Raw genomic sequence first — 15,265 nt, forward strand, 5'->3', positions numbered from 1 at the left:
AACATTGTCAACTTAACCTGGATTACTTCATGTTAAGCTTTTTCTTATTAGCAACAATATTAGCATCACGCGTCTTATTGATTGCTTCAATACTATTTTCTTTCTGGAACTTCTTGTACTTAGCTAAGGCACTATCAAACTCTGCTTTATCCTTGGCCCGGATCATTGAAACCATCGTTGTACTCCAGTTCGTTTGGATGGCACTTAAAGCCCGTGCTTCTTGAGTACCAGGATCTGGCGCAATGTTTTCAATGACGAATTGTGGCTTCAAATACTTCTTGCCCCAATCTTGCATTTGCCAAACAGCTTTAACATATGAATCCTTGTTCAAAGCTTTATAACGGTCATGACCGAAGAGGATAAACTCACCAATCCGATAATCTTTTTGCCATTTAGTTGGTTGTTCAACTTGCAACTTCTTAGCAAATGGTGTCCAGCTAACTTTACCATCAGCAGCTTGAGTATACATCTTACCCTTTTCACCGAAGTTTGTTAACATTTGACCCTTATTGCTTAAGAGATATTCATAAACTTGAATAGCTTTAGCAGGGTGCTTTGATTTGTTAGAAATATAGTTGATCAACCAGCCAGAAATACCTGCTTGAGATAATGTTGGTTTACGACCGACTGTGCTTTGGATCCCATCGATTGCTAAGTACGCAGCGTTCGGACTCTTAGTAGCGAAGTTTTGTAAGTCAGTCCCCTGGTTAACATCAGAACCCATCATCATCGTAGCATATTTACCATTGGCAACTTTTTCTTTAAAAGCGTTAGAGTCATCAGTAAAGCTATCATCACTAATGTTACCGTCAGCATGAACTTCACGGAAAGCATTCAACCATTTAATATAATCTGAGTCCAAATCACGATCATAATATTTACCATTCTTCGTAATTGGCACACCTAACATATCTTGAACCACATTTTCTAATGAACTATTACCACCACTGAAGTCATTAAAACCAAATGGAATTAAGTCAGGGAATTTTTCTTTAATTGCTTTCATCCCTTTAACAAAGCCTTCTGGTGTCGTAAAGTCTTGATCACCAATCGCATCTTTAACGTCCTGACGAATGATGAAGGCGTCACGTGGTAAAATCTTACCACTCTTGTAATCAGCTGGTGTATTTGAGTAGTTAGGGTAACCATAAGTTTGACCCTTGATCTTGTACCAGTTCAACGTATCTTTTTGTGCAACCTTGTAGAAATATGGGTCGTATTTAGTGGCTAAATCTTGTAATGAGTATGCCCAAGTATTAGCTGTCCGAGCAACCTTTGAGTTAGGGTCATCAATCGTGATCATATCAGGCATGTTACCACTGGCAAAATAAGTATTTAATTTCGTATCATCACCAGTGACGAACTTGATATTCACATTCAAATCTTTCTTAATTTGTTTGGTGATGTAATCCTTGCCGTAATCTTTATTCCACCATTCCTCTTTGACAAACCAAGTCAAATTAGTGGTCTTGCTCTTATCACTCTTCCAAGCTGGTGTATCCTTGCTAACCTTGTATGAAGCCTTTGGTAAGTTGCTAGAACTACTGCTATCAGATTTCTTGCCGCCACAAGCCGTTAAAATAAGTGCAGATCCCAAAACGACGACTGCTGATAGTGCCCGTAAAATTCCTTTTTTCTTCATTACTGTATCCCTACCTCTTCAAATTATTCTTTTACTGCGCCAAGCATTGTACCTGTTACAAAATACTTCTGCAAAAATGGATAAAGAACCAAGATTGGTAGCATTGTTACCACGATTGTAGCTAACTGCACCCCCTTCGATGATGTTGCAATTGTAATCTGGGCATTCAACCCATTTGCTGCCGCTGCTTGCGATTTGACGATAATATCGTACAAGCGCATTTGCATTGGATATAAGGCTTCATTAGTGACATAAAGCTTAGCAGTCATGAAGTCATTCCATTGCCAAACGCCGTGGAATAAACCGATGGTGGCTAATGCTGGTTTAGATAATGGCACGATAATTGAGAAGAAGATTTTCCAATCACTGGCCCCATCGATTTTGGCTGATTCTTCCAAGGAATCAGGAATATCCCGGAAGAAGTTCATTAAGATAACCATGTCATAATAGCTGAACATTGCTGGTAAGATGTAAACCCAGAACGAATTGAGTAAACCTAATGACTTGATCAATAGGTAGGTTGGAATCATCCCACCTGAGAAGAACATCGTGATAATCCCCATGGCCGAATATAATTTACGACCACGTAGCCGCCGTTTACTCAAGGCATAAGCGACAATCGAGCAGAGGAATAAATGGAAGATAACCCCGACTAAGGTTTTGGCAACGGAGATAAACATTGATTGCCAAATGCCGCTGTCATTAAAAACCGACACATAATTAGCAATTGATAACTTATTTGGCCAGAAAACAAAGGAAGTCGCGTTTTTATCGGCAAAGGATGAAATAACGATATTCCACATTGGAATCAAGATAATCAATGAGAATAAAGTCATAATGACCACGTTGACGACATCAAAGACTTTGTTACCCTTAGTTTTACGAACCTTGGAAAGATTACTCTTAGTTTGTTTCTTCGATAACATCATTTTTACGCACCCCGCTTACAAGACTGATTGATTATCATTCAGTTTCTTAGTGACCAAGTTAGTGATCGTCAAGAGGACAACTGAGATAATCCCGACACCTAAACCTACGGCAGTCGCGTAAGAGAAGTCACCTTGCGTTAAACCGACTCGATAAACATAGGAATTAATAACTTCGGCTTTGGGTTGGTTTTGTGAGTTCATCAAAACCAAAGTTTGATCCAAGTTAGAATTGAATAACCCAGAAACTGATAGAATCAAGTTCAAAGCAATAATATTGCTCATTTCAGGAATCGTAATGCTCCAAATTTGGCGAAGCTTGGAAGCACCATCCATTTCAGCTGCTTCATAATAGGTTGGATCAATTTTAGACATGGTAGCCAGATATAAAATTGTGCCCCAGCCGGCTTCCTTCCATACATCAGATAAGGAAGCAATGCTCCAATAACCGCCGGCGTTTAACATGTGGTTCGTGTGAATATTGAAACCTAACATGTTCAGCAAACCATTTAACATCCCGTTAGAAGACATCCAAGTGATCAACATCCCACCTAAGATGATCCAAGATAAGAAGTGAGGTAAATAAGTAATTGTCTGAACAACCTTCTTAAATGGTGCCCAGTTCAGTTCGAAAATCATAATGGCAAGAATAATAGGTAAGAAAAACTCAATTACTAATTTGATGGTACTGATACCCACCGTATTTTGAACTGATTGCCAGAAATACTTATCTTGCAAAATCGTTTGGAAGTTTTGCATGCCGACCCAAGGTGAATCCTGAATCGTACTAGTTACGGAATAACTCTTAAACGCCAACGTCAACCCATAAATTGGAATGAAGTTGAAAATAATCATACAGATGATACCTGGTAGGACCATTGTCTGCAGTTGCCATTGCCGTGCCCAATCGCGACACCAATTAGCAACTTTTTTTCCTACCGTTTTGTTGCTCTTTGCTTCGGAATTCATGATTACTCCTCCTGAAATAAAAACGTTTTTATTTTTATTTAAAAAACTGGAACCAATTTAACCTAGATGTTCCGGGCTGACTTCCGAATAATCAGTTCCCCTGGTAATACTTTGGCTGCCACATTACGTTCACCCTTAATCAGTTGTAATAACAGATTAATTGACTGCCGCGCTTGAGCGGCAATCGGGTTGCGAATTGTGGTTAGCGCTGGACTAAAGTACTCAGCAATATCAATATCATCAAAACCAATGACACTCACATCTTCCGGCACGTTATAACCTTCATATTTCAAGGCTTTCATCGCCCCAATGGCACTGATATCATTACCAGCAACAAAGGCGGTGGGAATCTCAGTGCCTTGAATGCGCGCACTACGAATGAAAGAAAGTACGGCATTATAAGCCGCTTCTTCTTCAAACAGCCCTTGCAACAAGTATGATGGCGGAATTGCCAGCGAACGCTCAGCCAGGGCTTTACGCAAACCAGCTAGACGCTGCTCACTATCATAAACGCCTTCAAACCCAGCAATATAAGCGATTTTTCGATGACCAAGATTCAATAGATAGTTACCAACATCATAACCAGCTTGAAATGAATCAAAGATAACACTCGTCGCATATTCCGACGTATACTTCCGATCAAGAAACACGACTGGCATTTTCTCCGAGTTAAGAATTTCTAAATCCTGATCCGAAATAACCAAATCAAACAGCAAAACCCCGTCAAACAAGTTACCACGAATGGTATTCATAATCTGGTGACGATCACTGGAAATATAGACGTTTAAGCCATAACCACTTTTTTCACTGAAATGTGCCAAAGCATCCATTAACAGTGAGAAATAAGGGCCAGTCACACTAGATGTAAAGAAGCCAATTGTTTGGGTTGAACCAGACTTGAGCCGCTGTCCAATCAGATTTGGTGAATATTCAAGCCGTTGGGCAACTTCCAAAATGTGCTTCTTGGTATCTGGTTTAACAACGTTGACATCATTCAAAGCTTTAGAAACTGTTGAAATGGAAACACCTGCTTCTCGTGCCACGTCCTTGATTGTAACTTTTGTCATTGCCGTTCCTCCAGAAATTGTTAAAGCGTTTCCACATCCAATACAATAGCACATGATTTTCGCAGATGCAATAGTTTTTTGAAAACGTTTATATTTTTGAAATGTATATTTATCAGCATTTACCGCCATACCAATCATACGCCAAATACAGTCAAAATGCTAATCTATCGCGAATAAGTCACTTACATTTGAAACTAATCCAATGAATTAGTCTTCACTATAAAAAACAAAACCAATTGAGAATTATTTATTTTTTTTCGGCTAATTAAGCGTTATTTCGCACACCCCACAACTAAATTACTACTGAAATTTATTCGGAATCTCTCAAAATGACCATGGTCCCATCAGTGAATTTGTTAGTTGACATTGGGTAAAAATCTGATTATAGCATTTCTGTTAGCTAGCTAGCAGAAAGTAGATGAATATTCATGCAGCAAAATATGGGGCGACTTTTAAAAATCGCGAGTAATCAAATGAGCCGTGACTTAGACCGTTTCGCCGAGAAATATGGCTCAACGGGTACCCAAATGTCAATTATCGATTATCTAAGCCGTCATCCGCAAAATGAAGTCAAACAACACGAATTAGAACAAGAATTCAATATTCAACGTTCAACCACAACCGTGCTCTTACAGCGAATGGAGAAAAAAGGTTTGATCATTCGGAAAACTAGTGCGACGGATAGCCGCCAAAAAGCTGTGGCCTTAACGCCAGCAGCAACTAAACTGAGTCAGGTTTTCGCTGAGTATCTCGCGCAAGAAGAACAGGCCCTTACCCAAAGCTTTAGTCCTGACGAACTGGCGCTTTTTGAACGATTCTTAAATTTTTACATTGCCAGAGGAGCAAAAAAACATGAATAAACCCAAAATTCCTGGAAAAGTTTTCGGTGCAATTATTGCCACTGGCTTAATGTCATTCTGTGGTGTCATTGTGGAAACTGCCATGAATATCACCTTTCCCACTTTAATGACCGAATTTCAAGTGACGACTAGTACTGTTCAGTGGATGACCACGATTTATTTACTGATTGTGGCAATTATCGTGCCGCTATCAGCCAATCTTAAACGCTCCTTTGCCACGCGAAAATTATTTCTCACTGCTAATTTACTTTTCATCACGGGAGTTATCTTAGATCTTGTGGCACCAAATTTTGCAATCCTATTAATTGGCCGAGTCGTGCAAGGATTAGGCACTGGGATTGCTTTGCCACTCATGTTCAATATTATTTTAGAACAGGTCCCTGCTGAAAAAATCGGTTTGATGATGGGTATTGGTACTTTAATTACCGCCATTGCCCCGGCAATTGGTCCAACTTTTGGCGGTTTAGTTGTCACTAGTCTCGGTTGGCGTTACATCTTTGCCTTCTTATTGCCAATTTTGCTTTGTTCCTTAATTCTTGGTCGGCTAACGATCCAACAGAAAACACCAATTCATTTTACTTGGCTAGACGTACCCAGCGTGCTGGCAATTAGCGCCACTTTTATTGGCCTCATTTTGGGATTGAATCAAATCGGCAATCATTCATTCTGGTGTTGGCCAGTGGCAGGCGCATTAGTGATTGGTATTTTGGGTGCGATTGTACTGGTCTTCCGTTCTAAGAAGTTAACTAGTCCCATTATTAACTTTCAAGTTTTCCATTATTTACGCTTTAGTGGTTATGTCGCTGCCTTTTTCATCATGCAATTAATTGCGCTAGGGCTCTCTTTCATTTTGCCAAATTATATTCAACTAGTGAATAGCCAAACTGCCATTGCTGCCGGGCTGACGGTTTTACCAGGTGCAGTTCTTGGTGCGATTTTTGCACCAATTAGTGGGAAAATTCTTGACGATTTAGGTCCGCGGAAACCGATTCTGCTTGGTGCCGGTCTTTCAGTCTTGGCTGTTGTGTTATTTAGTCTGCGCGCACTGCAATTGACGAGTACCATGATCAGTTGCTTTTACTTACTCTTCATGGCCGGAGTTGGTTTAGCCTTCGGGAATATCATGACCAATGGTCTTAAAAACTTACCGACTTTCTTGCAAAGTGATGGTAATGCTGTTTTAACCACTATTCAACAGTTTGCTGGAGCTGTAGGTACTTCCCTTGTCTCAATGATCATTAATCAGAGCCAAACCCATCTGGGCAAAACAACGACTAGTTTAGCAACGGCAATTGGTTCGCAACATGCCTTTCAAATGTTGGTAATTCTCGGTCTGATCGAGCTGATCTTGTTGGTCTTAGTTGTTCGACCACAAGCGCAGCAAAATTACTGAGCACTAATTTCCCTAAGCCAATATTATTTCATGAAAAAGTGATACTTAGCGATAAAGATGATAAAACGGAATTGGTTCTGACACCATTTCGGGCTTGCTGTCGTGGAACGTTACCAAGATTGATTTAAGCGAATATAAGTTCAAAATTGCTAAACTCTTGGTGAAGCTTTGAAACAGAATTGCGTCTGACTCCATTCCGGGCGTTTTGGTTGTGGAACGCTGCCGGCATTGATTTGAGCCTATTGCTACGCAACAATCTCAAATACAAGCCTTCTACTAAGCGATAAATCGCTAAGTAGAATTTGGCTGCTTCTCGCAAGCTCGTACGCGAATACAAACCCATTGGCTGACAACCACGCCCTCCATTCCGTCTGGAGTTGAGATTGTGTCTTTCACTATTGCAAGTGGTTAAGTCAGCTATTGTGGAGTTGCTCAACTCTGTCAGACTGATATTAAGCTTGAACGGTAAAACCAAATAGTCTGATTGAACGTTTTTATCTGGGATAATATATTAATTTGGTCAACTCCATAAAACTTGTCAATCAAATTATTAGTTCACCACAATCTGCTCTTCTAAACAGTGGTCATCAATTCTGTTAGTTTATCCTGGTGGTGGCTGGGCGATTGGCATCAGAGAAGTGGGGCTTTGCGTACGAGCAATTTTGCGAGAAGCAGTGAAATTATTGTTGGTGCTTTAGCACTTACAATAAGCCTCGAATTTGAGATTTTCGCAGAAAAGCTCAAATCGACGGCCACGTCGTTCCACGCCCTCTTAATCGCCCAGCCACCACCAACGCCTAATTGGGGAAGTCTTGGCACCATTTTAGCAGGCTTCAAAATTGCTGGGCTCCTGCCGTAACTGAACTCGGGAACGACTTAAGTAAAAATATATTCAGAAGCAGAAATGTTTTTGAAATAAAAACTAGCTCAATTGACAAGCCTTCTAAGTAAATTGAAGACTTGTCAACTGAGCTATTAGTTTGCAGTCTGTTTTCCGATAACGTGGTGCTTAAGTAAACTGATTATTCAAGCTGGTAGGATTTTTGCCCAAGCTTTGCCCTTGGCGACGTCATCAACCAACTTATCCAGATAACGGACCTCTTGCATTGTTCCTGGAGCCATTGCTTCAACCTTGATTTCGCAAATACGTCCTCGGAGTAATTTCCGCTTAGGATTTAAAGCCGGTGCTTGGTTAAAGAAATCAGCTAAACTACACTCGCGCTGTTGTAAAGTTTGAATTTCTAAAGCCGAGTAACCAGTTAACCAAGTGACAACCTGCATCACATCAGCGGCCGTTTGACCTTTACGCTCAACTTTCTTAACATATAGCGGGTAAATATCTCCAAAATTCATTAACAGAACTTTGTCGCTTGCTTGCATGAATAACCCTCCATTTAGTTTCGATAATTTGGGCCGATTAAAAAGCATTCAGTTCTTCTAAAATCATTATAGCCGATTGAAACTCAAAAAACCGCTTTATCGCATTCATCAAAACTGCTTTCCCAGTTTATTCGTGCTAAAATTAAGCAATAATAGCATTTTAAATCAAGTATTAAAAAACATCAATAATAAGAAAGTCTGGTGAGCAAAATGACAAATATGATTGATTATGCTAAAAAATACGGCAACGATAATTTCACGAAAGTGCCCTTCAATGATATTGATGGCGTCATTCTTGCCCAATTAGCCTATTTGGGTTTTGGCGTTTTAGCGCAACATAGCGTCAATCGTCTGAGCGATTTAACTGATCCAGCGCTAATCAAAATGGCAGTGACAGATACTTGGAATCCTGCTGGCAACGCGGAGCTATTACAACTAATTAACCATTTAACCCGATTTCAGAACATTACCTGGCATCACTGGTTAGCGAAAGTTGATGTTGAAAAAGAACAAAAAATTACCGTCATCACGTTTACCTTAGCACCAAGATTGCATTACATTTCTTTCCGGGGAACAACGGCCACACTAATTGACTGGAAGGAAGATCTTAATATGACCTTTCTCCCAGCGATTCCATCGCAACGAACGGCGTTACATTACACCCAAAACTTATTCAAAGAGCTACCTGGCGAATTCTATTTAGGTGGCCATTCTAAGGGAGGAAACTTAGCCGTTTATGTGCTGACTCATGCTAGTGCCGCCATGCAGCAACGAATTCGCATGGTTTATAGTGCTGATGGCCCCGGACTGAAACAAGAAATCGCTGGTGAGTTACTACCCAAGATTCATAAAATTATTCCCCAATCATCGATAATTGGTCTATTACTAGAGCCAGATTCTGAGTATCAAATCGTGGCTAGTCAAGCTCGCGGGTTTAAACAACATGACCCTTACACATGGCAAGTTGTTGGCCACAAATTCAATATTATTGCGACAACCGGCCGCATGTCACAATACACGCAACGCTCGATTGCCCGCTGGCTAACAGAAGTTGATGACGACACCAAACAGGATTTTCTCGAATCAGTTTATGATTTATTCACCGCGACTAACCATCAGGAAATTACTTACTTAGAAGAAAATTGGCCTGAAACATTGCGCATTGTGCTACGGGGCATGAATGAGGCCCAACCAACAACAAAACGGCAATGGCGCGAAGTGAACAAGAAACTGATGCAGTCATTAATCGCCGAAGCTGGTTTATCGGTCCGTCAAACGATTGATCAAGTCAAACCTAGCCAGTTGGGAACAGAGGCCAAGGAATTCCTCAACAAGTACCGTGATGAACGGCGTGCCAAGAAAACTGAACCAGCCAGCTCACCGAAGCAAGATAATCAAAGCTAACTAAACAGCCGTCATTCCAGCTGGAATGACGTTAGAACTAATTTTGTTTTAACACCTGAATCAGATTTTGAATTTAGTTTGCGTCTATTGTTGCGAAAAACTAAAAAACAAGCGTGTGACAAAAGGCGGTCAGCCGGTCAGCATTAGCGTAAAACACGGCACAATTCGTAAGAAGAATTGTGCCGTGTTTTGGCGTTAAGCGGAACCGGTTGCCTTTTGAGAAAACGTTTCAGCAACGAAAGTTCGGATTATGCTTTGAAAAATAGACTTATGTCCCAGACTCGAACTGATATTTTAATTCATACTAGTAGAACCAACTAAGATAAACCATTAACTTTCGGTCTACAGTTTACCCATTTCGCGTAACTTCTCTTCAATCATCCCTAAGACAATTTCCCGGTCTTTAGGATTTTCAACGAAGTCGTATTTGTCACCATCAATCCGCATCTTTGGTGAATAGTTGTAGTTTTGATACCATGGTTCGTAATAGTCCAATAAAGTATGGTAATACTTAACTAGTGATGGATCAGTCGTAACTTGTTCATATGAGCGGCCGCGCTTAGTGATCCGTTTCAGCATGGTCTCATAAGAAACATCAATATGAATTAACAGGTCAGGATTTTTCTTAGGCATGCCGGCGATTTCTTCCATCATATTGCCAAGCAAATCTTTATAGATTTTAACTTCAGTTTGATTAGCTCGGCCCATGTCTGCGTTCATTTGAAAGAATAACGCATCTTCGTAAATTGAACGATCCAACACATTATTATCTGCTTGTAATGCCCGTTTAATGCTGTGGAATCGAGTATTTAAAAAATAAATCTGTAATAAAAAGGCATATTTACTTGGATCTTGATAAAATAACGGCAAAACTGGGTTATCGTCAACACTTTCATAAAAAGCTTCTGTGCCCAATCGTTCCGCGATTAAACCGGTTAACGATGACTTGCCTGCGCCAATTGCTCCACTAAGTACTAAAACTGCCATCACATTCTTTCCATTCTTTTATAGACTTGACCGTCGTCTTGGCGATCCAATTTTTGGTGCGACTTGTTCTTTCTATGTAAGCCGACAATGTCTCTCCGCCAAAAACACCTTCACTATCATACACAAACAAGGCACTTTTTTCAAGGTTAAAAATACTATTTCTAGACGATAAACCGTTATCAGCTACTAGATATAGTAGTTATTCAGTTTTAGTGTCCGGTAATTGCCACTCAGCTTTAAACGCTGCGACAAACTGTTTCATGAATACAGTCCGCCGTTCTGCTTCTGCCTTGGCTTCAGGTGTATTCATTAAGGAGGCTAACTTGAATAATTTCTCGTAGAAGTGATTCAATACTGGTGTGACTTCACGATAGGCCTGATGGGTCAATGCTGTTCGCGGCGGTACTTGTGGGTCGTACATCGGTGCACCTTTGGCAGCCCCGTAATAAAATGTGCGACCAATTCCTACCGCTCCTAAAGCATCAAGCCGATCAGCATCTTGAACAATTTGTCCCGCTAAACTTAACTGCCAGTGTGTTTTAAGATTTTTACTGTAAGATAAATGATCAATAATTTCAAAAACAGCCGCAATTTGTTTTTTAGTCAGGCCAGCTTGCTGATACTTCGTGATTAATTCAGTCCGTAAAACGACTGCTGCCTCAGAACTGACCAATTTTTCATCTAAAATATCATGGGTATAGGCCGCCGTTAAGGCCACATTCTGATCAACTGCAGGGTAATTGCCCAATAATTGCTGCGTTAGCGCAGTCACCCGCTGTAAATGCGCCCAATCATGGCCCGTATGATCATTAGATGATTGTTGCTGGGCAAAAGCCGCAATCAGTGCTAGCTTAACCATTTTAATTCACTCCTTCTCGGAAAATCAGCCACTATGACTTCCTGCCATGTGTTAAACTTAATTCTAGCAAGTTTCCCACCGTTTGTCGTGACTATTTTCAAGTTGAATCCGGAAATTACGCTAATACTTTTCTTAAAAGGATGACTAACTGACTATGGCTGTAAAGAAAATCACCGCCGCCGCTGAATTTCTAAATAAATTTTCCCACTTGTTTCGCTGCCCGATTTGTCATGAGCCCATGACCGCCGTCTTCAACAGTTTGCGTTGTGCAAGCGGCCATGAATTTGATCTTTCTAAAAAAGGCACGCTCTATTTTCTTAACCATCAAATCAAAACGGAATATGGCACTGATATGCTTGCCGCCCGTGGTCGTATGATTCGTTCAGGACTGTTTCAACCCCTAATTACCTTGATTCAGAGTTGGCTGCCGCAACAATCCGATTTCTTGTTAGATGTTGGTTGTGGTGAAGGTAGTTTTTTAACCCAATTAGCTACCCAGCAACCTGGTGCTAAAATCGGCTTTGATATTAGTAAACCCGGTATTTATTTAGCTAGTAATCGGCCAAGTGACCAAACATTGTGGGCCATTGCTGATCTAACAAACTTACCTTTTGCTGACCAAAGTGCCACGACCATTCTAAATATTTTCTCACCTTCTCATTATCAAGAATTTGCTCGTGTCTTACAACCTGATGGGACTCTGATCAAAGTCATCCCTGGCAGTCAGTACTTACAAGAGCTACGTCATCGTTTTCTCCCTGACGAAAAAATTGCTTATTCTAATCATCCGGTCCAACAACGGCTAAATGATGAGGCAACTATCCTACAGCAACAGCATTTACACTATACCTATCCTTTAAAGGATACTAACCAGTTCACTGATTTAATGGTTATGTCGCCGCTAGAATGGCAAGCCAGCAATGATCAGAAAGCTGAATTATTAGCCCATCCTTTCGCGGAAATCACAATTGATCTAGAAGTGATCCAAGCTAAATTCCATTAAATATGGCTGAGTATCTTAAAGGCACCCACAAGCCCCGGCCCACCCAGGTGACAACCTAATTAAATCGAGTTCCACTACATCGAAAAAAAGCTGGCTAACAATGACGAAGAATATGTGACGCAAGTGTCTATTCTCCAAAATAATACGAACTTTTGTTGCTGAAACGTGTTATCAACAGGCAGCTGGTTCCGCTTAACGCAAAAATGCCGAGCAATTCTCACGAATTGTTCGGCATTTTACGTTAATGCTCACCGGCTGACCGTCTTTTGCCACACGCTGTTTTTGCTGGTTATCGTGTTGTTAAGTGTAATTGTTGAAAATAGGCTTGATACTGCTGATTAATTTTTCTGGTATGATTAACCAAATCAATTTGGCGAACTGTGCCTACTTGTTGTTGATAATTATCCAACACTGCCGCAATCACTGGTAAAGTTAACTTAACCGGAAAATGATACACACCTGTACTAATTGCTGGAAAAGCTAGCGCTGTTAATTTTAATTGATTGGCCAGTTTCAAGCAATTCACATAACAGGCTTGTAATTGCTGCGCCATCAGACGTGGTTGTTGCAGATCATAGCGCGGGCCAACAGTATGAATAATTTTACTGGCAGCTAATTTGAAAGCCGGTGTTGCGACTGCCTGCCCGACAGCAACTGGCCCCAGGCTGCGCTGTAATGGCGCCAAAGTCGGCCCTGCTGCTCGATTGATTGCACCATCGACGCCACCACCAGGGATCATAGCTGAATTGGCCGCATTAACAATCGCACCACCGGCAACTTGAGTGAGATCCCCTTGATAAATGCGAACCGTAAAACCTTTGAACTGCAGTATCATCATGGTTTCACTCACCTAATCTTCCAGACGTTTCTCACCAGTCAATTGTTGGATTGTCGTAATATTTTGAGTCACCTCTAGACAACCTAAATAATGACCAGCCTGATCATGAACGGCAAAATAACGAATATAAACGCGTTGCCCCCGAAAATCGATCCAGAAGTCTTCGTGATTCTTCAAGCCTTGATGAAAATCACTAAGAATTTTCTGAACTTTATCAACACTCTTAGGCGGATGACAATTAACTACTGCCCGACCAATAACAGCTTTAGTCCGAGGAAAAACGCGCTCGCCATCATCAGAAAACCAGGCAACTTGGTCATTTTGATCAACAAAAGTTAAATCTACCGGCAACACCTGAAAAATGCCAGTTAATTCGTTTAGATCCAAAGTCCCATTGTTAAACAAAACTTGGGCATAGCCAGTACCATCAAGTTGTAACCGGGTTGGTGCTATCTCGGCAGAACGCTTAGTAGACTGGGTTGTTGACTTTGTTGGCACAGGTATTTGCTGTTTGAACTCAGCAACCTTTTCTTGCTTAAGGAGCGGATTGATTTCCGGATGACTAACTGGTTCAGCTGCTAAAGATTGGGCCATTTCGTTTAGTTGTTGAGCAATAGTTGACTTAGGTGCGACCGGTTCCGCCGCTAATTGTTCTGGCGTTGGTCGCCAAGGTAACGGTTGCGGAACTAATGTGTAGCCAATATCATCACTTTCGCGAGCAATCAAGCCCCAATCGGCCATGGTGAAAACTTCGCTGACCATTGGTAACATAATTTCTTCCTCTTTGAAAATCATCTCGACGATTTCCTGGTTAGCTGTCTCGATTGCCGTTTCAATTTGATATTTATCAGGTAACGGTACTTGATTGACTAGCTGATTAGCCTGTTTGACCAACCCGCGAATACGATCATCAACACCCCACATTACCTTGGGTGGTGCTGTAATACCATATTTATCCATCAATGGAAAAATCAAATTTTCTTTGCGGGCATAATGACGATCAATGGTCAGTAAGTCATGAAGCGCGCGCTGCATACGAGCCAAATATTCACTGTCTTGACCATCCTGTTGCCATTTTTTCAAGCACGGCAGTAATTCATCCTTCAATAACGAGGTAATGATCATATTTTCTAATTTCAAAACTTGAACTGGATGACCTGGCTGCTCTTGATCTGGCGTTTCAGTCTGATCCTTTTTAATTTTTCCTTTAAAAACTGCCGCATGAACGTTACAGAGATTCTGGATCTCCATTGGATTTAAACCACTGGCAATTAATTCACGTTCTGCCGAAGTAATCTCTGAAACATCAACACTCGCAAACGTTTGGTCAAAAATAGCCTTGGCCTCTTCAAATGAGCCACCTTGATGTAATAATTTTAATATTTCAACAATCTTATTTTGTCGATAAACGGCATTGTGCTCTGGTGCCTGATTATTTTTCGTCATCTGCTACCACCTCAAAACCTGCTTGTTGGAGTTGCTTAACTAAACTTGAAATTGAAATTGATTTCATTTTAGCGCCCTTGCGTAAGGTCATGAAACGACCAGCTGTCTGCAAAAGTCCTGGATTAGTGACACCGTCCAAACCCAGCGCGACCATGACAGGAACAATTGTCGGTTGCTGCTGTACTAATTCATAAACAGTCATATCAAGACTAACTTTTTTCATCGTCATCAATTACCTCAACTTTCACGAAAGCACTTGTTACCAAAATCTTACCATACAATTTTGCGAAAACGTATTTGATTTTAACTATTATTTAAAAAAGTCCTTCCACAATAATTGTTTTTAAACAACGGTTTATTGATTAAACCAGTCAGACTTGCTATCTAAATTAAATAAATAAAAAAGCGTTCGGCGGCGCTGGTCCGCGTCAAGTAGACAGTTCAAATAATTAAAGTTTCTATGCAATTTCTTTTACGGCATGATTCCGGTA

14 protein-coding genes are annotated in these 15,265 nt (G+C 40.8%); 4 read left to right on the plus strand and 10 right to left on the minus strand.

Annotated elements, in window-relative coordinates:
• Positions 1–22: 22 nt before the first annotated feature.
• From EKM81_RS05370 to EKM81_RS05385, 4 genes are all read right to left on the minus strand, one after another.
• Positions 23–1,642: a type 2 periplasmic-binding domain-containing protein gene (locus tag EKM81_RS05370; RefSeq protein WP_125649473.1), complete on the minus strand. Its 1,620-nt coding sequence runs from the start codon at positions 1,640–1,642 to the stop codon at positions 23–25.
• Between the two features lie 23 nt (positions 1,643–1,665).
• On the minus strand, positions 1,666–2,568 hold the full coding sequence (locus EKM81_RS05375) for a carbohydrate ABC transporter permease (protein WP_191987266.1): 903 nt from the start codon (positions 2,566–2,568) through the stop codon (positions 1,666–1,668).
• Positions 2,569–2,586: 18 nt separating this feature from the next.
• The gene (locus EKM81_RS05380) at positions 2,587–3,447 is read right to left on the minus strand and encodes an ABC transporter permease (RefSeq protein ID WP_225420187.1); all 861 of its coding nucleotides are present in this window, start codon (positions 3,445–3,447) and stop codon (positions 2,587–2,589) included.
• Positions 3,448–3,599: 152 nt separating this feature from the next.
• Positions 3,600–4,604, minus strand: coding sequence for a LacI family DNA-binding transcriptional regulator (locus EKM81_RS05385; RefSeq protein WP_125649481.1), 1,005 nt, complete (start codon positions 4,602–4,604; stop codon positions 3,600–3,602).
• 428 nt (positions 4,605–5,032) lie between these two features.
• Between EKM81_RS05385 and EKM81_RS05390 the strand changes: the two genes are divergently transcribed.
• Together EKM81_RS05390 and EKM81_RS05395 are read left to right on the plus strand one after the other, a co-directional pair.
• Complete coding sequence (locus tag EKM81_RS05390) at positions 5,033–5,464, plus strand: MarR family winged helix-turn-helix transcriptional regulator (RefSeq protein WP_125649484.1); 432 nt, start codon at positions 5,033–5,035, stop codon at positions 5,462–5,464.
• Positions 5,457–6,857 carry a DHA2 family efflux MFS transporter permease subunit gene (locus EKM81_RS05395; protein ID WP_125649487.1) on the plus strand — a complete coding sequence of 467 codons (1,401 nt, stop codon included), beginning with the start codon at positions 5,457–5,459 and terminating at the stop codon, positions 6,855–6,857. The genes EKM81_RS05390 and EKM81_RS05395 overlap by 8 nt, the downstream gene beginning before the upstream one ends.
• Positions 6,858–7,883: 1,026 nt before the next feature.
• Here the strand turns inward: EKM81_RS05395 and EKM81_RS05400 are convergent.
• A complete protein-coding gene (locus EKM81_RS05400; protein WP_125649490.1) occupies positions 7,884–8,237 on the minus strand; it encodes a DUF2200 family protein in 354 nt (117 codons plus the stop codon).
• Between the two features lie 210 nt (positions 8,238–8,447).
• Here EKM81_RS05400 and EKM81_RS05405 point away from each other — a divergent pair, with 210 nt between their 5' ends.
• The gene (locus EKM81_RS05405) at positions 8,448–9,641 is read left to right on the plus strand and encodes an Mbeg1-like protein (RefSeq protein WP_125649493.1); all 1,194 of its coding nucleotides are present in this window, start codon (positions 8,448–8,450) and stop codon (positions 9,639–9,641) included.
• Between the two features lie 342 nt (positions 9,642–9,983).
• On the opposite strand, the gene EKM81_RS05410 is transcribed toward EKM81_RS05405, so the two are convergent.
• Together EKM81_RS05410 and EKM81_RS05415 are read right to left on the minus strand one after the other, a co-directional pair.
• A complete protein-coding gene (locus EKM81_RS05410; RefSeq protein ID WP_125649496.1) occupies positions 9,984–10,628 on the minus strand; it encodes a deoxynucleoside kinase in 645 nt (214 codons plus the stop codon).
• 199 nt (positions 10,629–10,827) lie between these two features.
• Positions 10,828–11,487, minus strand: coding sequence for an HD domain-containing protein (locus EKM81_RS05415; RefSeq protein WP_125649499.1), 660 nt, complete (start codon positions 11,485–11,487; stop codon positions 10,828–10,830).
• 154 nt (positions 11,488–11,641) lie between these two features.
• On the opposite strand from EKM81_RS05415, the gene EKM81_RS05420 reads away from it, so the two are divergent.
• Positions 11,642–12,490, plus strand: coding sequence for a methyltransferase domain-containing protein (locus tag EKM81_RS05420; protein WP_125649503.1), 849 nt, complete (start codon positions 11,642–11,644; stop codon positions 12,488–12,490).
• Positions 12,491–12,779: 289 nt separating this feature from the next.
• On the opposite strand, the gene EKM81_RS05425 is transcribed toward EKM81_RS05420, so the two are convergent.
• The 3 genes from EKM81_RS05425 to EKM81_RS05435 are packed head-to-tail and all read right to left on the minus strand — an operon-like array spanning position 12,780 to position 15,003.
• Entirely contained in the window at positions 12,780–13,328 is a 549-nt protein-coding gene (locus tag EKM81_RS05425) for a macro domain-containing protein (RefSeq protein WP_125649505.1), read from the minus strand.
• A 12-nt stretch (positions 13,329–13,340) separates the two neighbouring features.
• Positions 13,341–14,774: a DUF438 domain-containing protein gene (locus tag EKM81_RS05430; protein WP_125649508.1), complete on the minus strand. Its 1,434-nt coding sequence runs from the start codon at positions 14,772–14,774 to the stop codon at positions 13,341–13,343.
• Positions 14,761–15,003: a DUF1858 domain-containing protein gene (locus EKM81_RS05435; RefSeq protein ID WP_225420186.1), complete on the minus strand. Its 243-nt coding sequence runs from the start codon at positions 15,001–15,003 to the stop codon at positions 14,761–14,763. The genes EKM81_RS05430 and EKM81_RS05435 overlap by 14 nt, the downstream gene beginning before the upstream one ends.
• Positions 15,004–15,265: the final 262 nt, after the last annotated feature.

This window comes from Lapidilactobacillus gannanensis (assembly GCF_003946675.1).
Classification (GTDB): domain Bacteria; phylum Bacillota; class Bacilli; order Lactobacillales; family Lactobacillaceae; genus Lapidilactobacillus; species Lapidilactobacillus gannanensis.